This window comes from Gluconacetobacter azotocaptans, from assembly GCF_014174355.1.
GTDB classification, from domain to species: domain Bacteria; phylum Pseudomonadota; class Alphaproteobacteria; order Acetobacterales; family Acetobacteraceae; genus Gluconacetobacter; species Gluconacetobacter azotocaptans.
On the sequence record NZ_JABEQF010000023.1, the window covers coordinates 14,770 to 36,443 of the forward strand.

The window sequence follows — 21,674 nt, forward strand, 5'->3', positions numbered from 1 at the left end:
CCCCTTTCGGGGCCGAATGCTCCGCGCCGGGACTCCCAGGGTGGTACTACGTGAGGCCTCTGCCGCAGAACAGTCAGCGCGGGCTGGATTGGCTGAACTTCTTCGTCGCGAACCTTCAGGCCGCCTTCGGTTCGTTCATCGCGGTGTATCTGACCGGGCAGCACTGGACCCAGGGCCAGATCGGCTTCGCGCTCAGTATCGGTTCGATCACCGCCATGGTCAGCCAGGTGCCCGCCGGCATCATGGTCGATCGCCTGCGCGACAAGCATCGCGTGGCGTTCCTGTCGGTCCTGGCGGTGATCTTTTCCTGCCTGCTGCTGGCCATGTTTCCCCAGCAACTGCCGGTGGCGGTGGCCGAAATCCTGCATGGGCTGGCCAGCTGCACGCTCAACCCGGCGATCAGCGCCATTACGCTGTCGGTGGTGGCGACGCAGGTCATGCGGTCGAGCGGCACGGGGGCGGGCCTGCTGGGCGAGCGATTCGGCCGCAATGCCAGCTTCGCCGCCGTGGGCAACGCCATCGCCGCCGGGCTGATGGGGGCGGTGGGCTATTGGGTATCGGCCCAGGCGACGTTCTTCCTGGGGGCGGCAATGGCGGTGCCGGGCCTGCTGGCGCTGCTGATGATCGAACGGTCCGAGCCCCCGGCGTCGGTGAATACCGCGGCGATGGCCGAGGGCGACCGGGCGCCGCACGAGAAGGGACGGATGTGGGACCTGCTGCGGGACCGGCGCCTGTTCGCCTTTGCGATATGCGTGGCGTTCTTCCACCTGTCCAACGCCGGCATGCTGCCGCTGGCGGCCGGGCAGGTGACCCAGAAGGCCGGCAACGTGGCCGAGATCGTGATCGCCGCCTGCATCCTGCTGCCGCAGCTGGTCGGCGCGGCCCTGTCGCCGCATATCGGCCGGCTGGCGGAAACGGTGGGCCGCCGGCCGGTCATGCTGGTGACGTTCGCCGCCCTGCCCCTGCGCGGGGCGCTGCTGGCGACGACCAGCAACCCCTATCTGATCGTGGCGATCCAGATGCTGGACGGGCTGAGTTCGGCGTCGTTCGGGGTGATGATGCCGCTGGTGGCCGCCGACCTGACCCGGGCCAGCGGGCGGTTCAACCTGTGCATGGGCATCCTGGGCCTGGCCATGGGGGCGGGGGCCAGCTTTTCCACCACCCTGGCCGGGACGGTGGCCGACCGGTCGATGGCGCTGGCCTTCCTGATGCTGGCCGGGGCCGGGCTGGTCTGCGTGATCCTGGTCTGGCTGCTGATGGGCGATACGTCGCGGCCGGACGGGGCGCGGTGGTCGCTGTTCCGGCGCGCCGCCCGGCCCCGTCCGTCCTTCAACGATCAAGCCAGGCGGGAACCGGCAGGCTCCGTTCCCGCAGGAACGTCGGATTGAACAGCTTGGACTGATACCGGCTGCCGCCGTCCGACAGGATGGTGACGATCCGGTGCCCCGGCCCCATCCGCCGGGCCACCCGGATGGCGGCGGCGACGTTGATGCCCGACGAGCCGCCGATCGACAGCCCTTCATGGATCAGCAGGTCGTAGATCAGCTCCAGGGCCTCGGGGTCGGGGATCCGCTCGGCATCGTCGATGGCGACACCTTCCAGATTGGCCGGCACCCGCGACTGCCCGATCCCCTCGGTGATCGACGAACCCGTGATGCTGAGGTCGTCGGCCTTCACCCAGCCGTACAGGCCCGACCCCTCGGGGTCGGCCAGGACGATGTGCGGGCGGGCCCGGCCGGCGGCGCGGGCGCAATCCTCCAGCCCCAGCGCGACACCGGCCAGGGTGCCGCCCGTCCCGCACGCGCAGGTGAAGGCGTCGATCCGGCCGTCGGTCTGCGTCCAGATCTCGGGGCCCGTGCCGGCCCGGTGTCCCTCGCGGTTCGCCAGGTTGTCGAACTGGTTCGCCCAGACGCCGCCGATCTCCTCGGCCAGCCGGCGCGAGACGTGGACATAATTGCCGGGGTCGCGGAAGGGCTTGGCGGGAACCAGCCGCAGGTCGGCGCCGATCATGCGCAGGAAATCGATCTTCTCCTGGCTCTGCGTCTCGGGCATGACGATGACCGAGCGATAGCCCCGCGCGTTGGCCACCAGGGTCAGGCCGATGCCGGTATTGCCCGCCGTGCCTTCCACCACAACGCCGCCGGGCGTCAGCACGCCGCGCCGTTCGGCGTCGTCGATGATCGCCAGCGCGGCGCGATCCTTGACCGACCCGCCCGGATTCATGAATTCGGCCTTGGCCAGGATTTCGCACCCCGTCGCTTCGGACGCCCGCCGCAGGCGGATCAGCGGCGTATGGCCGATCGCCGCGGTCATGTCGGACGAGGACGTGGTCCATCCGACGGAGGACGGATTTGCACTTTCGGCCATAAGGCAGCACCTTCTCTGGATCGTGCGTGGCGGTCGGGCCGCCGGGTGCGCCCCCGCCGGGACAAGGGCGCGCGATTGGCGCACAATGTGCATTCTTGCGATTGGAAACAAGATGATCGAGGACGTAACGCCCACCGGGGCCTGGGCGGCGCTGGATGACCGGCCGCAGGCGCAACTGGTCGATGTCCGCACGGACGCCGAATGGATGTTCGTCGGGCTGCCGGACCTGTCGGCCACGGGCAAGCGGGTCCTGCCGATCTCGTGGCAGAGCCTGAACGGCCAGCCCAACCCCCGATTCGTGGAACAGCTGACCTCGGCCGGCCTGACGCCGGAGAACGAGATCTATTTCATCTGCCGGTCGGGCGCGCGCAGCCATTCCGCCGCCGTGGCGGCGCGGGAGGCAGGATTTGCGCATGTCTTCAACGTCGCCGGAGGCTTTGAAGGGCCGCCCGACGCGGAAGGCCATCGCGGCGGTGTCGCCGGATGGAAGGCCGACGGCCTGCCCTGGCGCCAGGGCTGAACGCCCGTGTGGAAACGCTTTTTGCCCGCGCGCCGCATGGACGCCCGGCAAAAGGCGTTTTCGCAACGAACGCCTGTTACATGCAAAGAACCTCCAGTTCCTCCAGAAGCAGGAGGGTTTCGGTGTCGTTCAGTTCTTCAAGCAGATCGCGCAGGGTGGGCAGGAAATTATGCAGAACCCTCAGATCGTCCAGCCCCTGCCTGTGGGAAATGGCCCTCTGCTTCAGGAAATAGGGCCAGAAGGGACTCGTCTCCTGATCGAAATGGGGCTGAAGCGCCGCGAAGATACGGTCGGCGCGTTCCTCCCAGTTCAAGTCCTTGAAAGTCAGATAACGATCGAACTGCTCTGTCATACTCAACCCCAACTTGCAGGCCTGGTTACATGAGGGCACGTCCTAATGCCTTTCACGGGGCGTGTCTGTCAGATGGGTGACAGTTGGCGGGCGGTCGTGGATGCCGTGGCTGTAATTGACAGTCTTTTTCGTCTTCCGCGCCATTGCCCGATGGTAGGGCCGCAGCCGGATTGCCGCCCGACATGATCCCGCAGCTTCCCCTTCTCGATCTGATCGACAGCGAGGAAGGCGCCGGTCTGCGGCGTATCTTTCATGAGAAACGTCTGGAAAGCGGCAGCCTTCTGCGCGCGCCGAACGGAGAAGATCAGGTTTTCATCGTAAGATCGGGGCGCATCCGGGTTTATTTCGCCACGCCCGAGCAGGAACTCAGCCTGGGCTATCTGACCGCGACCGATATGTTCAGCACGCACAGCCGTGCCTTGCTCCAGGCCACGCAGGCGACCGAACTGCTGGTCGCGCGCCGGGATGTGCTGGAGCGCCAGCTTGGCCGCTATCCGGCGTTGCAGGCGACGATCGTGCGTGTGCTCGCCATGGTGCTGAGTCAGGCGATGACCTTGATCGAGGATCTGGCCTTCCATCCGGTCAAGCGGCGGATCGCCCGTTATCTTCTGCGCAGTGCCGCCCGGCACAAGATCCCGGTCGCCGTGGACAGTCTGATCCTGGTTGAACTGAGCATGGAGGAAATCGCGGCATTGCTGGGCACGACGCGGCAGACGGCCTCGACCGAACTCAATGCCATGATCCATGCGGGGGGCATTGCCCGGCAGGGACGTCGCCATATCCGCATCTGCGATCCGGAGCGCCTTTATCTGTGGGCCGGCGCCGATCATCCGGCGGGCATCTGATGTCCTGGCCGCGTCAGTCGCGGCCGGGCGGTTCGGCGTCATAGAGGATCTGCAGCACGGCGCACCATGGATAGCGGGGGTCGTAGCTGTGGCCGGTGGGGTCGGCCAGACGCCCGTCCGCCCCCACCGGGACGTGGGTCAGCGTCACCGCATCGTCGACATTGCCGCCGACGATGCTGATCTGATGGCCGAAGGGCGGCCCGTTCTGGTCGGTGGCCACCACGATTCCGCAATGGGCGGGAAAGCCGTAGGTGGTGGGCAGGTCGGCGAACTGGACCGCCTTGCTGGCGCCGCGTCCGACACAGATCAGATCGCCCAGCAGGGGGGTATAGGTCGCGGGATCATGCGCGCGCACGCCGCTTTCGGTACCGGCGGCGGCGGCGTTGATGTAGGTCGAATGGTTGGGGGAATAGGCGAAGCGGTCATTGGCCCCCGCCACCCGCATCACATAGGAAATGAAGGCTGCCGACCAGGCATAGAATCCGTCATGCACGTAATCCGTCAGATGTCCGCTCGCGTCGTGCTTGCCCGTCCAGCCGACCTCGGTCTCCGACGGGTCCTGGCCGATCCACCAATATTCGCCGATGCGCTGCCACAGGCCGGGCGCGCGCTCGGGCTTGACGCTGGCCGAGTGGGCTTCGGGGCGCAGCTCGGGGTCGTCGTCGTCGACCGGCTGGCCGAACAGCCGCCATTCCCGCAGGGCGATGGCCGCCACGTCCTGCCGGGTGAAGGGTTCGAAATTCCGCGTGGCGAAGTCGGGCACGTGATCGTCCACCGCCAGCGGCCCCTGTCCGACGGCATATTGCGCCACCGGCGTACGCGTCGGAGGGTGGGAGGAAACAGGCGGGCTGGCGCAGGCGGCCAGCAACCCCAGAGGCGCCAACGATACGATCTTGCGCGGCATTGCATCTCCTGTTCGGCGCGTGCCGGGTGGCTCGGTGCCGACCGCCCCACCCTCTACCCATAGGACGGGGCGCGGGCGCGGGGAAGAGGCGGCATCCGCCGGGAGGGTGGCGCGCATAACGACTCGATAGGGTGTTCACGATGATGGCAAGTTGATAAAACGATTTTTTATTGTGCATTTCCTTATTTGGCGGACGATGGGGGCGGCGGAACATCCGTCACTTGCATACGAGGGAAACTTGGCCGGGATGGCGACATCCCGGTCCTTTTTTTCGGTTCCCGTCGTCCCGGCCTGAAAATGACAGGAAGGAAGAACCCATGTCAGTGGAAACCCTCGCCATTGCCGGCATTCCCTTTCCCATTTCGCGCATCGCGCTGGGTACCTGGGCGATCGGCGGCTGGATGTGGGGCGGTCCCGACGACCGCAAGGCGATCGCCACCATTCACGAGGCCCTGGATCTGGGCATCAACCTGATCGACACGGCCCCGGTCTATGGATTTGGCCATTCGGAGGACGTGGTGGGCCAGGCCCTGGCCGGGCGCCGCGACGGCGTCGCCATCGCCACCAAGGTCGGGCTGGACTGGAAGGACGGCAAGCCGTTCCGCAATGCCTCGTCCGCGCGCATCCGCCAGGAAATCGAGGACTCGCTGCGCCGCCTGCGCACCGATCGCATCGACCTGTACCAGGTGCACTGGCCCGACCCGTCGGTGCCGATCGACGACACCGCGCGCGAACTGGAACGCCTGCATCGCGAGGGCAAGGTGTTGGCGCTGGGGGTCAGCAATTTCTCGGTCGCGCAGATGGAACTGTTCCGTTCGGTTGCCCCGCTGGCGGCGATCCAGCCACCCTATAATCTGTTCGAGCGCGAGATCGAGAAGGACATCCTGCCCTGGGCGGCCGCGCATGATCTGGCGGTGCTGGCCTATGGGCCACTGTGCCGGGGGTTGCTGTCGGGCCGGATGACCGCCGAAACCGTGTTCGGCGCCGACGATCTGCGCGGCGCCGACCCCAAATTCCGTGCGCCGCGCTTTGCGCAGTATCTGGCCGCCGTGTCGGCCTTGCAGGATTTCGCCCGCCAGCGCGGCCGCTCGATCCTGGCGCTGGCGATTCGCTGGGTGCTGGACCAGGGGCCGACGATCGCCCTGTGGGGGGCGCGCAAGCCTGAACAGATCGCCGGTATCGACCAGGCCTTCGGCTGGACGCTGTCGGCGGACGACAAGGCCGAGATCGACCGGATATTGAAGAGCTGCATCACCGACCCGGTCGGGCCGGAATTCATGGCGCCGCCGGGCGCCTGAGGCCCCCGGGACAGTACGCTCCGGCCTCGGGGTGCTGCGGCCTGCCGCTAATGCGGGCCGCCCAGGCCGGGCGGATTGGCGGTGCGGTCGCCGTAATCGTCGAATCCGTAGGAATTGTGAAGGGCCATGTTGTGTTGGGCAGCCTTCTGGCTGGCCGGCTCCCTGGGTGCGCATCCGCCCAGGACGAGAAGAACGCCGATGGTCAGCATGATCGGTGTCGAGGCGCGCATGTGTCCCTCCGGTCATCCGCCATGATGACGCATCGGGCAATGCAGGGTTTCACATCGGAATGTCAGAGGGAATCGAAGCAGACCGACAGGCTGCGTACGCCTTGCGCCCCCCGGATCAGGACGCCCTGGATATCGGCGGTGGCGGACGGGCCGCTCATCAGCACGCCATAGCGGGCGGTGCGGAATTCCGGCCGCTGGTAGGCCGTATGCAGGTTCGCGGTCAGCTGCGCCGGGTCCAGCAGCACGACCAGATGCTGGGCCAGGTGGGCCAGGGCGTTGAGATGCAGTTGCGCCTCGCTCAGGAAGATCGACCCGGTTTCGGCGATGCCGAAGGCGGCGCGGACGACGGCGACATCGACCGGGTCGGCCGCCTGGGCATTCGGCAGATCCTGCACCGGTACCGCGCCGTCCACCCCGGGCACCGCCGAGCAGATCAGGCGCGCGTCGGGGAAACGGCGGGCGATCGCGGCGGCCAGCGGCTCGCCCGGCGCGCGTTCCAGCAGGTCGCCGCCCAGCAGGCGCAGGCCGGCGACGAACCGCGCCTGCCCCGCGTCGAGGTCGCCCAGCATCACCGGCGGCGGCAGCGGGTGCGACGCCGGGTCGGGCCGATTGCGACGCAGCGCGTCCAGGATCGTGTCGCGCGCGTTCATCGGCCGGTGTCCTTCGCCTGTTCGGGTCCTGCCTTTCCGCTGTCCCCCGGGCCGTCGTTGGCGCGGTTGCGCCGGTACCAGCCGTGGAAGGTTTCCTTGACCGGATGCGGCAGTTCGCGGTGCCTGCCCCACGGGTTCAGCCAGTTGTACAGCGCAAAGCGCGGCAGCGTGCCCAGCGCCGTTTCGGTGCCCGCGATCGCGGCGCGATACAGGCGGGGCTGACCCATCAGCCTGCCGGCCATGTGCATGATCTCGCGCTTCACGAAGGGCATCTGGTGATGGTCCACCAGCACCCGCCGCCATTTGTAGAGTTGGTCGTGAATGTCGATCCGCACCGGGCAGACGTTGGTGCAGCTGCCGTTCAGGGTCGAGGCGAACGGCAGGGTGCTGTATTTCCGTTCGTTGAAGGTCGGGTCGATGATCGCGCCGATCGGCCCGGAATAGACCGCGCCGTAGGACAGGCCGCCCGACCGGCGATAGACCGGGCAGGTGTTCATGCACGCGCCGCAGCGGATGCATTTCAGCGACGTCCAGAAATCCGCCATGCCCAGGCGCGCCGAGCGGCCGTTGTCCACCAGGATGACATGCATCTCCCCCCCATCCTGCGGGCCGCGGAAATGGGTGGTGTACTGCGTGATCGGCGACCCCAGGGCGCTGCGCGACAGCATGCGGACGAACACGCCCAGGTCGGACATGCGGGGCACCAGCCGTTCGATGCCCAGCGTGGCGATATGCACGCCCGGCACGGTGGCGCTGAGGTCGGCATTGCCCTCGTTGGTGCAGACGACGAAGGTCCCGGTCTCGGCCACCGCGAAATTGGCGCCGGTCATGCCGGCGTCGGCATGCAGGATGACGGGCCGCGCCGCCTGCCGCTGCGCCTCGGCCAGCTGGCGGGGGTCGTCGGCGTTGGGGTCGGTGCCGTAATGCGTCGCGAACACCCGCGCCACGTCGCCCGTCAGCTTGTGCACCGCCGGCACGACGATGTGGCTGGGCAACTGGTCGTCCAGTTGCTGGATGCGTTCGCCCAGGTCGGTCTCGGTCACGGTGATGCCCCGCGCCGCCAGGTAGGGGCGCATGTCGCATTCCTCGGTCACCATCGACTTGCTTTTGATCAGCGTCGTCGCGCCGCGCGCCTGCAGGATCTCGGCGACGATGCGGTTATGTTCCGCGCCGTCGCGGGCCCAGTGGACATGGATGCCGTTGCGGGTGGCATTCTGCTCGAACTGTTCCAGATAGTCCGGCAGGTTCGCCAGCGCGTGTTCCTTGATCTGTGACGCCAGGGTCCGCAATTCCTGCCATTCGGGCAGCAGGTGCATCTGGGCGTCGCGCTTCTGCCGCATGTCCCACAGGCGCTCGTCGTGGAACGCCAGGTGCGGCGCGTCGGCGATGAAGGCCGCCGCCGCGCCGGCATGGTCGATACGCTTGTCCTTCATTCCCGTGTCCCGTTCAGGATTTCGGCGATATGGATGAAGCGCAGCGGGATGCCGGCGCGCTCGGCGCAGCCCTGCTGGTGCATGATGCACGAGGAATCGGCCGACACGATATATTCGGCCCCCGCGTTGTGATGGTCGCGGACCTTGTCCAGGCCCATGCGGGCGGATACGGCCTCTTCGGCGACCGAGAAGGTGCCGCCGAAGCCGCAGCATTCGTCCGGTCGCGCGGGGGTGGCGAAGCGGATGCCCCGGACCCCGGACAGCAGATCCATCGGCTTGGAAAACGGGGGCTCGCCCAGTTCGGACATGCTGGCGGTCCGCAGCGCGCGCAACGTGCCGCAACTGTTGTGCAGCCCGACCGTGTGCGGGAATTCGGCCCACGGAAAGTCGCGGACCTTCAGCACGCCGTGCAGGAATTCCACCAGTTCGTAGGTATGGGCGCGCACATGGCGCACGGCGTCGGTCTGTGGGATGGCGTCGAAATGGTCGCGCACATGATGGGCGCAACTGCCCGAGGGCATGACGATGGCGTCGAACCGTTCGAAATTGCGCACGAACAGGGCCTCGGCGGCGGCGGCGTCGGAATTGCAGCCCGAATTGGCCATCGGCTGCCCGCAGCAGGTCTGCTCCAGCGGATAATCGACCTGCTGGCCCAGCCGTTCCAGCAATTCCAGGGTTGCGATGCCGACGCGGGGATAGAATGCGTCGATGTAGCAGGGGACGAACAAGCCGACCTTCATCAGGTACCATCCGTTCGGGGCAGGGACGGGCCGGCGGGCGTCGCCCGATGCGCCGCGTCGGTGGACGCTGTCGGGAAACGCGGCGACCCGGCCTGCGCGGCGCGGAGCTTTTCGGCTTCTGTTTCCGTCGGCGGGACGTTATTACATAAAGCCGCGCGGACTCAAGGTCGCGGCGCGCCGACGTGCCATCCGGCGACGCAAGAAGGGACGAACCATGCGCATGCCCGATCCGGACCAGGGGGTCATCGCGCGGCGCGGCGCACTGGCCGCGCGGCTGCGCGCGATCGTCGGCGCGCAATGGGTTCTGGATGACGAGGCCGAGCGCCGCCCCTATCGCTGCGACGGCATCACCGCCTATCAGGCCACGCCGTTGCTGGTGGTCCTGCCCGCCAGCACGGCGGAAATCCGGGCCGTGCTGGCCGTGTGCCGCGAACAGGGCGTGAAAATCGTGCCGCGCGGGTCGGGCACGTCGCTGTCGGGCGGCGCCCTGCCGCTGGAGGACGGGGTGCTGCTGGTCACGTCGCGGCTGTGCGCGATCGTGGCGATGGACGTGGAAAACCGCGTGGCGCGCGTGCAGTGCGGGGTGCCCAATATCCGGATTTCCGAAGCCGCGCGTCCGTTCGGCCTGTGCTACATGCCCGACCCTTCCAGCCAGATGATCTCGACCATCGGCGGCAATGTCGCCGAGAATTCGGGTGGGGTGCATTGCCTGAAATACGGCATGACATCCAACCATGTCGTGGGGCTGGAAGCCGTGCTGATGTCGGGCGAGGTCATACGCCTGGGCGGCGGCTTCCAGGGCGCGGCGGATGGCGAGCTGGACCTGATCGGCCTGCTGACGGGCTCCGAGGGCCTGCTGGCGGTGGTGACCGAGATCACCGTCCGCCTGGTGCCGCTGCCCGAGGCCGCGCGCGTCATGTCGATGAGCTTTGCCAGTGTCGAGGACGCCTGCCGCTGCGTCGGCGCCATCATCGGCGCGGGCATCATCCCGGCGGGACTGGAGTTCATGGACCGCAAGGTGCTGAACGCGGTGGCATCCCTGCTGCGCGAGGAGCACGATCCGCGCACGGCGGCATTATTGCTGTGCGAGTTGGACGGCACGGCGGCGGAAATCGACGCGCTGATCGAGCGGGTGAGGGGCCTGGCGGAACAGGCCGGCGCCATCGACATCCGCGCCAGCCGCACGGAAGAGGAACGCGAGCGGATTTGGCGCAGCCGCAAGCTGGCTTTTTCCGCCATCGGCAAGATGTGCAAGGATTATTACTGCACCGACGGCACCATCCCCCGCAACCGCCTGCCCGACATCCTGGACCGGATGGCGGAATTGTCGCGGACCTACGGGCTGGATTACGCGAACTGCTTCCATGCCGGGGACGGCAACCTGCATCCCATCATCATGTACGACGCCGCCCGCCCCGGCGACCTGGACAAGGCCGAGGCGTTCGGGGCGGATGTGCTGCGGGCCTGCGTCGACATGGGCGGGGTATTGAGCGGCGAGCATGGCGTGGGAGTGGAAAAGCGGGACCTGATGACCCACCAGTTCGCCCCCGCCGACCTGCGGCAGCAGCAGGTGCTGAAATGCGCGTTCGACCCCGAGGAACTGCTCAACCCCGGAAAGGTCTTTCCCTCGCCCTGCCGCTGCGCCGAATTCGGCCGCATGCATGTCCGGGGCGGCGAAATGCGCTTTCCCGATATTCCGCGTTTCTGATTGGCCCCGTTTCTGATTGGCAGGAAGTGATGATCGCCCACCTTCATGACCCGGTCGTCTGCCGCCCCGCCTGCGTGGCCGATGTGGCCGATGTCGTCCGTGCCGCGCGGTCCAAGGGCCAGGCGCTGGAGGTCGCGGGCAACGGCACGCGGCGGGGCCTGGGCAACCCCGTGGCCGCCGCCGTGCGGCTGGAACTGGGCGGGTTGGGCCATGTGCATTTCTACGAACCCGACGATCTGGTGATCCGCGTCGATGCGGGCGTGCCCCTGGCGGACGTCGAACGGATGCTGGCCGGGCAGGGCCAGTATCTGCCGTTCGAGCCCCCCTGCCACGCGGCGCTGTACGGGGGCGTGCCCGCGCGGTCGACGATCGGCGGGGCCATCGCCACCGGGCTGTCGGGGCCGCGCCGCTTTCAGGTGGGCGCCGCGCGCGATTTCGTGCTGGGGGTGGACGGGGTGAACGGGCAGGGCGAAGCCTTTTCCGCCGGCGGCCGGACGATGAAGAACGTGACCGGATACGATCTGTCGAAGCTGCTGTGCGGTTCGTTCGGGACGATGGCCGCGCTGACCCGCCTGACCCTGAAGGTGCTGCCGGCGCCGGAGACGGAACGGACGATGCTGTTCCCCTCGGCGGGGCTGGCGCGGGACGTCGCGGTACTGGCGGCGATCCTGTCCCGTCCGCTGGCGGTGACGGGGGCTGCCATCGTGCCCGCTGAGGGGGGCATGGCGGTGGCGGTGCGCCTGGAAGGCAGCGCGCCCGGGGTTGCCGAGCATGCCGGGCGATTGGATGGGGCCGGCCTGCCCCCCGGGCGGGTGCTGGCGGCGGCGGAAAGCCGCCTCTTCTGGTCCCACGTTCGCGAACTGGACGTGCTGGGGGCCGGGAGCGACGATATGCTGTGGCGTATCCATGTGCCGGCGACGGGTGCTGCGGCCCTGGCCGACGCCCTGCGGCAGGCGGCTCTGGTGTCGTCCCTGATGCTGGACTGGGGGGGCGCACTGATGTTCTGCACCATGCCCGCCGCCGTTTCGGGCGGCCCGGACGGCGCCGTTCCCCGCCTGCGCGCGCTGGCGGCGCAGGCCGGTGGGCGGGCCATCCTGCTGCGCGCGCCCGACCCCATCCGCGCGGCCCATGGTGCCTTTCCCGCGCAGGCGCCGGGGGTGGCTGCGCTTGCGGCGCGTACGCGCCGCGTCTTCGACCCCGCCGGAATCCTCAATCCCGGCCGAATGGCCCCCGCTGGGGAAAGTGCAGAGGCATGCTGAACACGATTTCCCCGGCGGCGAAGGCCGACCCGAACATCGCCCTGGCCGGCGAGATTATCGGTGCCTGCGTGCATTGCGGGATCTGCCTGTCGCATTGTCCGACCTATCAGGTCCGGCATGAGGAAAATGACAGTCCGCGCGGGCGCATTTTCCTGATGAAGGAGATGTACGAACGCGGCGGCGCGCCGGATGCGCGCACGGTGGAACATCTCGACCGCTGCCTGACCTGCCTGGCGTGCGAGGCGATCTGCCCGTCCGGCGTCGAATATTCCAGGCTGATCGGCCATGGGCGCGAACATGTGGCCGCGCACTATCGCCGGCCGCCGGCCCAGGCGGCCCTGCGCCGGGTGCTGGCGATGCTGCTGTCCCGGCCCCGGCTGTTCCGGATGGGGTTGGCTGCCGGGCGCGTCGGGCGGCCGTTCCGCGCGCTGCTGTCCGGCCCGTTGCGCGCCATGCTGGACATGGTGCCCACGGCGCCCCTGCCGGCGCCCAGCCCGGTCGACCGGCCGCAGGTCTTTGCGGCGGAAGGGACGCGGCGGATGCGCGTGGCCCTGCTGACCGGCTGCGTGCAGACGGTGCTGGACACCGCGATCAACGAGGCGACGATCCGCCTGCTGCGCCGGCATGGGGTGGAAATCGTGGTGGCGGCGGGCGCGGGGTGCTGCGGCGCGCCGGCCGAACACATGGGCGACAGCGGCCGGGCGCTGCCGCTGGTGAAGGCGAACATCGCGGCCTGGCTGCGCGAGGCCGACGGCCCGTACGGGCTGGACGCGGTGGTGGTCAATGCGTCGGGTTGCGGCACGTCGATAAAGGCGTACGGCCACGCCCTGCGCCTGGACCCTGCCTGGGCCGGGCGCGCGGCGCGGATTTCCGCCATGACGCTGGATATCAGCGAACTGATGGAGCGGATCGGCCTGCTGCCCCCGGTGGTTCCCACCGGCCTGCGCGTCGCCTACCACGCCGCCTGTTCGATGCAGCACGGCCAGCGCATCACCCGCCAGCCCCGCGCCCTGCTGGCGGCGGCGGGCTTCACGGTGCTGGACATCCCGGACGGCTATATGTGCTGTGGCTCGGCGGGGACCTACAATCTGCTGCAACCCGCCATCGCCGGCGAACTGAAGCAGCGCAAGGTGGCTGCCATCCGCGCGGTCGGCGCGCAGGTGGCGGCCAGCGGCAATATCGGCTGCATGACGCAGCTTGCCGGTGAGGTCGGCATCCCGTTCGTGCATACCGTGCAGTTGCTGGACTGGGCGACCGGGGGGCCGCGTCCGGCCGGGCTGGAAGGCTGAGTCGCCCCAGGGTCAGGTAATCCGGGGTCAGGTAATAGGTTCCCGGACCTCCACCACGCCGCTCCGCTTCAGAAGCACCACGGCGACGAGGTAGACCAGCAGGCCCGTTGCGGACAGGATCGCGCCCCCCGTTCCCAGCGCGCCGTACCCGAACTGCCGGGCCAGAAGAACGCTGCCCAGAAAGGCGCCAAGGGCGTTTGCGATGTTGAACGCGGAATGGTTGAGCGAAGCGGCAAGCGTCTGCGCGTCGCCCGCAAAATCCATCAGCCGTGTTTGCAGGGCCGGGCCGAGCGCGTTGACGAAGGCCGGAACCAGAAAGACGTCGAGCATCAGACCGATGCCGTTGTGCAGCATGGCGGGGAAGACCAGCATGGCGACGGCGCTGCCTGCAAGGGCCAGGACTGCGGCCAGATCGAGGTTGCGGTCCACCAGCCACGCGCCGATATTCGTGCCGGCGAGCATCCCCAGACCCCAGACGACCATATAGAGCATGACCTCCCATTCCGGGACATGCGTGACGTTCTGAAGAACACTGGTGAGGTAGGTATAGATGGCGAACATGCCGCCAAAGCCGATGGCGGCGGTCAGCAGCGTCAGCAGCACCTGCGTGTTTCCAAGCGCCCTGACTTCCCTGAGCGGCGAGTTGGTGCGGTTGGGGCGATCGGCGGGGATGTAGCGCCAGACGCCGAGAAAGGTGATGAAGCCGAACACGCCGATGATCAGATAGGCGACACGCCACCCAAGATGATCGGCCGCAAAGGTCGAGAACGGCGCGCCGACGAGGGTGGAGATCGCAATGCCCGAAAGGACCCGCCCCACGGCCCAGCCGCGCCGTGAACGTTCCACCATGGAGGCCGCGACGAGGGCCGAAATGCCGAACAGGGCGCCATGGGGCAGACCGGTGATGAAGCGCGCGGCCTCGATCAGCCCGGCCGTGGGCATCGCGATGCTCAGGAGGTTCCCGAAGCAGAACAGAAGAAGCAGGGTGAGAAGGAGTTCGCGGCGTGACAGGCGCGCGCCCAGAATGGTGATGAGCGGCGCGCCCACCACGACCCCCAGCGCATAGGCCGTGATCGCGTAGCCCGCGTCGGCAGGCGGAAGATGCAGGGACGCCGCGAATTCGGGAAGCATGCCCATGATGGCGAACTCCCCTGTCCCGACAACGAATGTGCCGAACGTGAGGGTGAGCAGGGCAGCCGTCTTCCCGTGAGGAGGCGCGACCGGCGCGACACTGGTTTCGGGTAGCGTGGGTTCTATTGTCATGGGAAGTCCGGCGGAAGGGGGGGATCAGGCGGTCAGGGCGTTGGCGGCGGCTTGCGCAATGGCGATGTCGTCTTCCGTGCTGGCGCCCGACACGCCGATTGCGCCGAGCAGCGTGCCGTCCTTCGCCTTCAGCGCGATGCCGCCACCGAAGCTGGTCAGGCCGCCGTTGGTGTTTTCCAGTGAATACGCCCCGCCGCCCGGGCAGGCAATCAGGGCGAAATCGGCGCTGTCCATCTGGAAGACGGCTGCTGTCCGCGCTTTCTTGTTGCTGACATCGATCGCGCCCAGGATGGTGCCTTCCATGCGGATGAAAGCCATGGGCCAGGCCGCGGCGTCCACGATGGAGACGCAGACGGTGACGCCCAGCTTTTCGGCTTCCGCCCGGGCGGCGGCAAGCATGGCGGTTGCGGAGGAGAGCAGCATACGATTGACCTTCGTCGTTCACCGAAAAGCCGCACCCTATCTTCCGGGACGGACGAGGGAATGCGCAAAACAATGAAATCGGTATTTATTCAACAATGTTGAACAGCGGCGCGTTCGACATGTTTCATCATCATCCAGCCCAGGCGGATCAGCCGGTGACGGGGAAGGGCGGCCGCCGGCCCGGTCAGGCTGATGCTGGCCCGCACTTCGCCGTTCTCCCGCCATGGTATGGCCACGCAGTTCCAGCCCGGACGATAGGCCTCGATGTCGAGCGCGTAGCCGTTGATCCGGACGTCCTCGATACGGGTCAGAATATCGTCATCGAGCGCATCGGCACGCATGGCCAGCACCCGTTTGCCCAGGCCGGGGACGAAAGCGAGGAATACCAGCCCTACGGCGGATCCCTCCAGTTTCTCGCGGCAATACATGCATGATGCGGCGGAATCCCGGCCGCCGGCGTCCACGATGTCGAGATAAGCGGCCTCATCGCCGCTGGGTACGGCCAGGAAGACGGTTGCGCCACTTTCATGGGCAATGGCTTCCAGCGCGGGGCGCATGCGCGTGCGCAGCGCATTGTCATCCCCCGCGACGCGTGCGAGGTTCAGGATCCGGCCGCCAAGGTGATATCGCATGTCACCCTGGCGACGCTGCACATATCCCAGATGGTCGAGCGTCTGAAGGATGTTGTGGACCGTCGTTTTTTCGAGGCCCGAGAGGGCGGCGATGTGCTGCAGCCGTGCGCTCCCGCCCTCTTGTGCAATGATCTCCAGGATCGCCGCCGAGCGTTCAATGGACTGGATCAGCTTCGGCGCCTTGCCCACGTGACCGTCTCTCCTGTCATCGTCCGCCTTGGACCACAACCAGGCCGGCTTTTTGCGTTCGGCAGGCTGGTAAATCAGTTTTCAAAAGGAAGGTATCTGCCGAATGGCAGCGCGGGGTCCGCGCCGCCAGGGCCGTGCGGATCAGTCGCTCGATTTCTCGGTGATCTGATAGGTCAGGACGACATGGTTGTCGTTGTTCGGCTGGGTCGGCACGACCTGGATCGCGACGCCGACATTCTTCTTCTGGTACAGCGCCTGAACGGCCTTCTGGTCGGCTATGACCGCGGCCTCGTCCACCGGCGCACCCGGACGCAGCTTGGTCGCCGCCGTCAGGTCGGCGGCCGAGATGGCCTTGTTTCCCTGGAACACCACCTTGTCGACCACCAGCGCCGCTGCCGGGGCCGCCGCCTGCGGGGCCTGTTCCTCGATCACCCACTGGACCTGGACGGCGTTGCCCAGGAATTTCAGCTTCTCGCCGAACTTCAGGCCGACATTCTTCTTCTGGTAGACCGCCATGACATCCTGGGCGCCGGCGTCGATCTGGTTCCGGGTAACGGTGTCGCCCTCGTGGAACGGCACGGCGGCCAGGATATCGGCGGTCGCGACCTGCTGGTTGCCGACGATCGACAGCGACTTCAGCTTCAGCGGCGTCGTGGGCGACGGCGGGGCGGCGGCGAATACCGCCGCCTGCGGAACGGCCAGGGCGGCGACGCCGCCGGATGCGATCACGACAGCCAGCGCGGCGCGGGCAACGATATGACGGGTGGTGCGCAAAACGGAAAACTCCCCATGACAACAGGCGCGGGCGGGTGCTTGGCGCACCCGCCGGACGCCCGGTCCTTCATGATGCACACCTGTCCGCGGATGCCAATGTCGCACCGGCCCGGACGTGCGGCCTGGCTCAGGGCGCACCTTGTCTCAGATCGACACGTGGGCGCCCAGTGCTGCGATGAACTGGGCCAGCCAGCGCGGATGGGCGGGCCAGGCGGGCGCCGTGACCAGAAGGCCGTCCGTCACCGCATCGTCCACGGCGATGTCGGCATAGATCCCACCGGCAAGCTCGATCTCCGGCCGGCAGGCCGGATAGGCGGAAACGGTGCGCCCCTCGATGATCCGGGCGGCGGCCAGAAGCTGCCCGCCATGGCAGACCGCGGCGATCGGCCGGTCGGCGAAGGCGCGCACCAGGGCGATGACCCGCGCATCCAGGCGCAGGTATTCCGGCGCGCGGCCGCCGGGGATGATCAGGCCCGCATAGTCCGCCTCGTGCACCGTGGCGAAATCGGCCGTCAGGGCGAAGCGGTGTCCCGGCTTCTCGCTATAGGTCTGCGCGCCCTCGAAATCATGGATGGCGGTCAGGACGTACTCCCCCGCGATCTTGCCCGGGCAGACCGCATCGACCTGGTACCCCAGCATCGACAGCGCCTGGTAGGGCACCATGATTTCGTAGTCCTCGACATAGTCGCCGGCCAGCAGCAGCAGTTTCTTCATGCTCATGATCCCCGTGTTCCGTTCAGTCGTGGGTGGGGTCCAGATGCTCGCGCAGGCGCGGCATCAGTTCCACGAAGTTGCAAGGCATGTGCCGGCTGTCCAGTTGCCACACCAGGATGTCGTCCCATCCGTCCTTCACCGCGCCGGACGAGCCGGGCAGCGCGAACAGATAGGTGCCGTTGGCGACACCCGCCAGCGCCCGCGACTGGATCGTCGAGGTGCCGATCTTCTGGTAGGACAGCATGCGGAACAGTTCGCCGAAGCCTTCGATCCGCTTTTCGATCACGCGGTCGAACGCCTCGGGCGTCACGTCGCGGCCGGTGACGCCGGTGCCGCCGGTGGAAATCACCACGTCGACGTCCGGGTCGGCGATCCAGCCCGCCAGGCGTGCCGCGATACGATCGGCATCGTCCGGTTCGATGATGCGGTCGGCCAGATGGTGGCCGGCGGCCGCCAGCCGTTCGGCCAGAATGGCGCCCGACGTGTCGGTCGCCAACACGCGGGTGTCCGAGACGGTCAACACCGCGATGCGGACCGGCAGGAAGGGTCTTGTATGATCCAGTCGTGACATGGGGCGCATGTTTCCCCCAGGCGGCCCCGCCGTCAATGCATTTGGGCGCGCCCCCGTGGGCGCCCCGTAGGGGATCAGAACGTCAGGCCGGTTTCCATGTCGATGATCAGGGCGTTGCGGTAGCGGTTGGTGCCGCCCGGGTGCCACAGATATTGCAGGCCCGGCCGCAGGGTCGCCCAGGGCGTCGGCCGCCAGCCATAGTTCAGTTCGATTCCCGGTTCGTTCGAGGGGCGCAGGGCCTTCTGGCCCGCCTGCTGCAGGGTCGCGGCATATTCCCCCAGCTTCGGGTTCAGTACGGCCATCTTGCCGCCGAAGCTGATGGTGTCGTTGGGCCGGTTGGCCAGCGTGCCCTTGCGGATGATGCCCCAGGTCGCGAAATACGGCGTGAGCGCGGTGCGGGGATCGCCCCAGATGAACGAGCCGAAAATGATCGTGCCGCGTCCGCTGCCGGAATGGTCGCGCTGGATCATCTGGTCGGCTTCGACCCATCCGCCGAACCGGCCGCGGATCTGGTTGTTTGGCAGGTCGATCAGGGCCACGCCGGGCGGCTGATAGGCCCCGGTCCTGGACGAGACGATCGCGACCTCGGACGTATCCCAGTAGCCGCCCACCCGGATATTGCCTTCCATCTCGCCGGTGAAATCGTTGCCGTGATGCCAGCCGAGCTGAAACGGCAGATAGACGCCCGTCGTGTTGTTCAGGCCCAGCTTGAAGCCGTTATGCGTGTTCGAGATGGTGTTATCGACGTTGTAGATACCCGCCGAGATCAGGTAATGGTCGTTTCCGGCCGGATACAGTTTCAGCCACGCGCCGGGATGGGCCGTCGGGTACCAGCCATAGCCCCCGTTCATCGCCAGGCCCTGCGGCATGCCGCAGATGGCGTTGGTCTGGAACTGGCAATAGATCGACATGCCCCAGTGCTGGGTCGACTGGCCGAAATCGTTTTCGGTGTTGATCCAGCCGGCTTCCATGGACACGTAGCGGTTGAAGTTCTTTTCCAGCGACAGGCGCGTCAGGCGCACCGTTTCGCCCGAACCGAAGATCTGCTGCACCGAATCCACCGCGCCGCCCAGCGGGGCGGCGGCAAGGCTGAGGCCCGCGCGTTCGGTCAGCAGAATATGCAGCGTGCCGATGTCGTGGTGGATCAGCCGGGCGAAATCGATGTCCGCGCCCAGGCCGAATTCATGGGCGTAGCGCACGGCGGCATAGTTGCCGCCCACCGGGTTCCCGGACCCTTCTCCCAGGTAATGGCCCTGAAGATGCACGCCCCGGTTTTCCAGATGGGTACGCAGCCCGCCCCAGTCCCCCGTCATGGTGCTGCCGCGAATCCAGCTTTGATAGCTGTCGGGGAAATAGCCGCCCAAGGTGGGCGGCGGAACGTAATGATCGGTGCCGGTCGCGGGGCTGGGGGCCGGCGGGGCAGGGGCCGGCGTCACGACCCGCCCGGGCACGCGGCCGGAATACCCCCCGATCCGCTTTCCGCCGGTGGTCGCCGGGACGGACTGCGCATGGACGGAGCCGGCGGCCAACACACAAGACACGGACAGCAGAAGGGCCGTCCCATACACACCTTGAATCATCAAGCTCCAACTATCTCTCGTTCTCCGGATGACGGCCGAGGGGCCAACCGGTTGTCATCACGTCTGCACGCGGTCCATTTCGGATTTTGTGACACGAACTCTGCCGCGGCGCCGGTTTCGGGCAGATCCGTATAACATTTTTATTACCCGACCCCGAAAGGAAGATTAATTACAAATCGCACGTGACCGGGATACGTCGTCCACCGTCTTTCGGGGTCAATATATTGTTTTAAAACAATATTCTATTGAACCTTGTCCACCGCCTCGACCGTCAGGGGCCGGGCGCCCAGGCCGGTGAACAGCTCGGCCCGGCAGGTCAGGACCAGGATCTGCATCCTGTCGGCCGCATCGGTCAGGATGTCGAACAGCCGTTCCAGCCGCCCGGCGTCGGAATAGGTCAGCGCGTCGTCCAGCACCAGCATCGCCGGCCGGCCCCTGGCCCGCAGCAGGTCGGCCAGGCCCAGCCGCACCAGCACCGCGATCTGCTCGCGCGTGCCATCCGACAGGGTGTCGAACGGTTCGTCCATGCGCCGCGTCAGGCGGGACACGCTGAAATCGGCCTCCATCGTCACCCCGGCGCGAGGAAACAGCGCCGCCAGCGCCGGCTGGATCGCCCGGCACAGCGGGGCCAGGTACCGTTCGGTCGCCGCGCGTTCCGCCGCCGTGAGGGTATCGCGCAGGCAGTGCAGGATTTTGACCTCGCGCGTGCAGACCGCGCATTCGGCGGCGCAGGACTCGCGCAGTCGCTCCTGGCCGGCGATCCGTTCGTCCAGGCCGTCGCCTTCGGCCGCACGGATCCGCGCCTCCAGCGCCGCCATATCCTGCCGCAAGGTGCCCAGCCGGGCCTGGCCGTCCTGAATAAGGCGTTCCTGCCGCCGGATGGCGGCATCCGCCAGGGCCTCGGTCCCCTCGGGCCGCGCGGCCTCGGCCCGCTGCACGGCCTGCCCGGCCTGGGCCAGCGCGGCGCGCGCGGTTTCCTGGCGGGCGGACAGCACGTCGTCGGCTTCGGCCGTGCGGGCTGCCGCCATGTCGCGGACCAGCCGCGCGGCGGCCTCGCGCGCGGACTGTTCCTCGGCCCGCACCCCCGCAAGGTCGGCGGCGGCCTGACGCAGCGTCTCGTCCGGGGCGAAAAGGGCCTGCCGGGCGTCGGCGGCCCGGGCGTCGGCGGCCTGCATCGCCCGCAGCGCCGCATCGTGCGTGGCCGCGACATCGACGCCCGGCTCTCCCCCGGCTGCGTCCGCCGGGTTCGGCCCGTGCGCCAGGGACGCCGCCTGACGCGCGATCCGTTCGTCCAGTGCCGCCACGCGCCGCCGTGCCTCGGCCATCGCGGCCGCCACGTCCTGTGTCCCCGGCAGCAGATGGCTCAGCACGGATCGGGCGGCGTTCAGCGCCAGGTCCGCCTGGCGCCGCTGGGCCAGGGCGGTTTCGGCCGCATCCGGATCGGCGCATCCGGCCTGGTTCAGCATCCGGCGCAGCGCGTCCTCCGCCGCCGTCAGTTCGGCGCGCAGGCGCGCCCGATCGCCGCTGGCCGGTTCGATCCGGATGGTGCCGACGCCGTCGATGCGCAGGGTGGCGCTGTCGGTGAGATCAACAGACCCCGTTTGCAGCACCCGGCCGTCCAGAACCAGCCGGCCCTCGGCCCCGTCTTCCAGCACCACGTTCAGCACGGTGGCCTGGGCGCGGCTGGCGGCGCGGGCGGTCTGGACCGCGCGCTCGGCCTGGCGGATCGCGGCCATGCGGGCGTCATCCATGGTGCAGGCGGCCAGGCGCAGGCCGGCGCGCGCCACCTCGGCCTCGGCATGCTCCAGCCTGTCCAGGCGGGTGGCCTCGTCGTGGCGTTCGCGCTCCAGCCGCCCCAGCGCGATATGGGCCTCCACCCGGTCCAGCGCCCGCCGCGCCGCCGCCCGCGCGCGTTCGGCGGCCTCGGCCGCCT

General features: G+C 68.0%; 21 protein-coding genes and 1 pseudogene. 7 read left to right on the forward strand and 15 right to left on the reverse strand.

The genetic code is table 11. From position 1 onward, the window contains the following. The first annotated feature begins 50 nt into the window (after window positions 1-50). Window positions 51-1,388 (forward strand): MFS transporter, encoded by a 1,338-nt coding sequence (locus tag HLH34_RS17940; RefSeq protein ID WP_264784222.1) that lies wholly within the window; start codon window positions 51-53, stop codon window positions 1,386-1,388. Here HLH34_RS17940 and HLH34_RS17945 read toward each other — a convergent pair. After that, a complete protein-coding gene (locus HLH34_RS17945) occupies window positions 1,330-2,367 on the reverse strand; it encodes a cysteine synthase A (RefSeq protein WP_183120931.1) in 1,038 nt (345 codons plus the stop codon). The two genes, HLH34_RS17940 and HLH34_RS17945, sit on opposite strands and share 59 nt — an antisense overlap. A gap of 112 nt (window positions 2,368-2,479) precedes the next feature. Between HLH34_RS17945 and HLH34_RS17950 the strand changes: the two genes are divergently transcribed. Beyond that, window positions 2,480-2,887 (forward strand): rhodanese-like domain-containing protein, encoded by a 408-nt coding sequence (locus HLH34_RS17950; RefSeq protein WP_183120932.1) that lies wholly within the window; start codon window positions 2,480-2,482, stop codon window positions 2,885-2,887. Window positions 2,888-2,963: 76 nt separating this feature from the next. Here the strand turns inward: HLH34_RS17950 and cowN are convergent, their stop codons facing one another. Continuing rightward, window positions 2,964-3,239 (reverse strand): N(2)-fixation sustaining protein CowN, encoded by a 276-nt coding sequence (cowN, locus tag HLH34_RS17955; protein ID WP_183120933.1) that lies wholly within the window; start codon window positions 3,237-3,239, stop codon window positions 2,964-2,966. 182 nt (window positions 3,240-3,421) lie between these two features. On the opposite strand from cowN, the gene HLH34_RS17960 reads away from it, so the two are divergent. Then, window positions 3,422-4,084: a Crp/Fnr family transcriptional regulator gene (locus tag HLH34_RS17960; RefSeq protein WP_183120934.1), complete on the forward strand. Its 663-nt coding sequence runs from the start codon at window positions 3,422-3,424 to the stop codon at window positions 4,082-4,084. Window positions 4,085-4,097: 13 nt separating this feature from the next. Here the strand turns inward: HLH34_RS17960 and HLH34_RS17965 are convergent, their stop codons facing one another. Further along, the gene (locus HLH34_RS17965; RefSeq protein ID WP_183120935.1) at window positions 4,098-4,988 is read right to left on the reverse strand and encodes a DUF2272 domain-containing protein; all 891 of its coding nucleotides are present in this window, start codon (window positions 4,986-4,988) and stop codon (window positions 4,098-4,100) included. A 317-nt stretch (window positions 4,989-5,305) separates the two neighbouring features. Between HLH34_RS17965 and HLH34_RS17970 the strand changes: the two genes are divergently transcribed. Then, window positions 5,306-6,286 carry an aldo/keto reductase gene (locus tag HLH34_RS17970; protein WP_183120936.1) on the forward strand — a complete coding sequence of 327 codons (981 nt, stop codon included), beginning with the start codon at window positions 5,306-5,308 and terminating at the stop codon, window positions 6,284-6,286. A 47-nt stretch (window positions 6,287-6,333) separates the two neighbouring features. Here HLH34_RS17970 and HLH34_RS17975 read toward each other — a convergent pair whose 3' ends face one another. The 4 genes from HLH34_RS17975 to HLH34_RS17990 all read right to left on the reverse strand — a co-directional run bounded on the left by HLH34_RS17975 (window position 6,334) and on the right by HLH34_RS17990 (window position 9,339). Next, a complete protein-coding gene (locus HLH34_RS17975; protein ID WP_183120937.1) occupies window positions 6,334-6,516 on the reverse strand; it encodes a hypothetical protein in 183 nt (60 codons plus the stop codon). Between the two features lie 62 nt (window positions 6,517-6,578). Continuing rightward, on the reverse strand, window positions 6,579-7,166 hold the full coding sequence (locus HLH34_RS17980) for a LutC/YkgG family protein (RefSeq protein WP_183120938.1): 588 nt from the start codon (window positions 7,164-7,166) through the stop codon (window positions 6,579-6,581). Beyond that, the gene (locus HLH34_RS17985; protein ID WP_183120939.1) at window positions 7,163-8,599 is read right to left on the reverse strand and encodes a lactate utilization protein B; all 1,437 of its coding nucleotides are present in this window, start codon (window positions 8,597-8,599) and stop codon (window positions 7,163-7,165) included. The genes HLH34_RS17980 and HLH34_RS17985 overlap by 4 nt, the downstream gene beginning before the upstream one ends. Continuing rightward, a complete protein-coding gene (locus HLH34_RS17990) occupies window positions 8,596-9,339 on the reverse strand; it encodes a (Fe-S)-binding protein (RefSeq protein ID WP_183120940.1) in 744 nt (247 codons plus the stop codon). The genes HLH34_RS17985 and HLH34_RS17990 overlap by 4 nt, the downstream gene beginning before the upstream one ends. A gap of 214 nt (window positions 9,340-9,553) precedes the next feature. On the opposite strand from HLH34_RS17990, the gene HLH34_RS17995 reads away from it, so the two are divergent. The 3 genes from HLH34_RS17995 to glcF are packed head-to-tail and all read left to right on the forward strand — an operon-like array spanning window position 9,554 to window position 13,595. Next, window positions 9,554-11,047 carry an FAD-linked oxidase C-terminal domain-containing protein gene (locus HLH34_RS17995; RefSeq protein ID WP_183120941.1) on the forward strand — a complete coding sequence of 498 codons (1,494 nt, stop codon included), beginning with the start codon at window positions 9,554-9,556 and terminating at the stop codon, window positions 11,045-11,047. A gap of 29 nt (window positions 11,048-11,076) precedes the next feature. Further along, window positions 11,077-12,306: an FAD-binding protein gene (locus HLH34_RS18000; protein WP_220792250.1), complete on the forward strand. Its 1,230-nt coding sequence runs from the start codon at window positions 11,077-11,079 to the stop codon at window positions 12,304-12,306. After that, the gene (glcF, locus tag HLH34_RS18005; protein ID WP_183120942.1) at window positions 12,300-13,595 is read left to right on the forward strand and encodes a glycolate oxidase subunit GlcF; all 1,296 of its coding nucleotides are present in this window, start codon (window positions 12,300-12,302) and stop codon (window positions 13,593-13,595) included. Before HLH34_RS18000 ends, glcF begins: the two co-directional genes overlap by 7 nt. A 27-nt stretch (window positions 13,596-13,622) precedes the next feature. Here glcF and HLH34_RS18010 read toward each other — a convergent pair whose 3' ends face one another. The 8 genes and pseudogenes from HLH34_RS18010 to HLH34_RS18045 form a co-directional block, all read right to left on the reverse strand. After that, window positions 13,623-14,858 (reverse strand): MFS transporter, encoded by a 1,236-nt coding sequence (locus HLH34_RS18010; RefSeq protein ID WP_183120943.1) that lies wholly within the window; start codon window positions 14,856-14,858, stop codon window positions 13,623-13,625. Window positions 14,859-14,882: 24 nt separating this feature from the next. Further along, on the reverse strand, window positions 14,883-15,281 hold the full coding sequence (locus tag HLH34_RS18015) for a GlcG/HbpS family heme-binding protein (RefSeq protein ID WP_183120944.1): 399 nt from the start codon (window positions 15,279-15,281) through the stop codon (window positions 14,883-14,885). 89 nt (window positions 15,282-15,370) lie between these two features. Further along, window positions 15,371-16,102, reverse strand: a complete 732-nt coding sequence (locus HLH34_RS18020) for an IclR family transcriptional regulator (protein WP_183120945.1) — start codon at window positions 16,100-16,102, stop codon at window positions 15,371-15,373. A gap of 141 nt (window positions 16,103-16,243) precedes the next feature. Beyond that, window positions 16,244-16,876 carry a POTRA domain-containing protein gene (locus tag HLH34_RS18025; protein WP_183120946.1) on the reverse strand — a complete coding sequence of 211 codons (633 nt, stop codon included), beginning with the start codon at window positions 16,874-16,876 and terminating at the stop codon, window positions 16,244-16,246. Window positions 16,877-17,020: 144 nt separating this feature from the next. Next, window positions 17,021-17,596, reverse strand: coding sequence for a DJ-1/PfpI family protein (locus HLH34_RS18030; protein ID WP_183120947.1), 576 nt, complete (start codon window positions 17,594-17,596; stop codon window positions 17,021-17,023). 16 nt (window positions 17,597-17,612) lie between these two features. Then, complete coding sequence (gene moaB, locus HLH34_RS18035; protein ID WP_183120948.1) at window positions 17,613-18,161, reverse strand: molybdenum cofactor biosynthesis protein B; 549 nt, start codon at window positions 18,159-18,161, stop codon at window positions 17,613-17,615. A gap of 74 nt (window positions 18,162-18,235) precedes the next feature. After that, a complete protein-coding gene (locus HLH34_RS18040) occupies window positions 18,236-19,741 on the reverse strand; it encodes a carbohydrate porin (protein ID WP_373318584.1) in 1,506 nt (501 codons plus the stop codon). A gap of 242 nt (window positions 19,742-19,983) precedes the next feature. Beyond that, a pseudogene (locus HLH34_RS18045) lies at window positions 19,984-21,674 on the reverse strand (AAA family ATPase); the annotation flags it as partial.

Coding starts and splice junctions, on each gene's coding strand:
- HLH34_RS17945 (WP_183120931.1), bottom strand. CDS start 2,367: ATGGCCGAAAGTGCAAATCCGTCCTCCGTCGGATGGACCACGTCCTCG.
- HLH34_RS17950 (WP_183120932.1), top strand. CDS start 2,480: ATGATCGAGGACGTAACGCCCACCGGGGCCTGGGCGGCGCTGGATGAC.
- cowN (WP_183120933.1), bottom strand. CDS start 3,239: ATGACAGAGCAGTTCGATCGTTATCTGACTTTCAAGGACTTGAACTGG.
- HLH34_RS17960 (WP_183120934.1), top strand. CDS start 3,422: ATGATCCCGCAGCTTCCCCTTCTCGATCTGATCGACAGCGAGGAAGGC.
- HLH34_RS17965 (WP_183120935.1), bottom strand. CDS start 4,988: ATGCCGCGCAAGATCGTATCGTTGGCGCCTCTGGGGTTGCTGGCCGCC.
- HLH34_RS17970 (WP_183120936.1), top strand. CDS start 5,306: ATGTCAGTGGAAACCCTCGCCATTGCCGGCATTCCCTTTCCCATTTCG.
- HLH34_RS17975 (WP_183120937.1), bottom strand. CDS start 6,516: ATGCGCGCCTCGACACCGATCATGCTGACCATCGGCGTTCTTCTCGTC.
- HLH34_RS17980 (WP_183120938.1), bottom strand. CDS start 7,166: ATGAACGCGCGCGACACGATCCTGGACGCGCTGCGTCGCAATCGGCCC.
- HLH34_RS17985 (WP_183120939.1), bottom strand. CDS start 8,599: ATGAAGGACAAGCGTATCGACCATGCCGGCGCGGCGGCGGCCTTCATC.
- HLH34_RS17990 (WP_183120940.1), bottom strand. CDS start 9,339: ATGAAGGTCGGCTTGTTCGTCCCCTGCTACATCGACGCATTCTATCCC.
- HLH34_RS17995 (WP_183120941.1), top strand. CDS start 9,554: ATGCGCATGCCCGATCCGGACCAGGGGGTCATCGCGCGGCGCGGCGCA.
- HLH34_RS18000 (WP_220792250.1), top strand. CDS start 11,077: ATGATCGCCCACCTTCATGACCCGGTCGTCTGCCGCCCCGCCTGCGTG.
- glcF (WP_183120942.1), top strand. CDS start 12,300: ATGCTGAACACGATTTCCCCGGCGGCGAAGGCCGACCCGAACATCGCC.
- HLH34_RS18010 (WP_183120943.1), bottom strand. CDS start 14,858: ATGACAATAGAACCCACGCTACCCGAAACCAGTGTCGCGCCGGTCGCG.
- HLH34_RS18015 (WP_183120944.1), bottom strand. CDS start 15,281: ATGCTGCTCTCCTCCGCAACCGCCATGCTTGCCGCCGCCCGGGCGGAA.
- HLH34_RS18030 (WP_183120947.1), bottom strand. CDS start 17,596: ATGAGCATGAAGAAACTGCTGCTGCTGGCCGGCGACTATGTCGAGGAC.
- moaB (WP_183120948.1), bottom strand. CDS start 18,161: ATGTCACGACTGGATCATACAAGACCCTTCCTGCCGGTCCGCATCGCG.
- HLH34_RS18040 (WP_373318584.1), bottom strand. CDS start 19,741: ATGATTCAAGGTGTGTATGGGACGGCCCTTCTGCTGTCCGTGTCTTGT.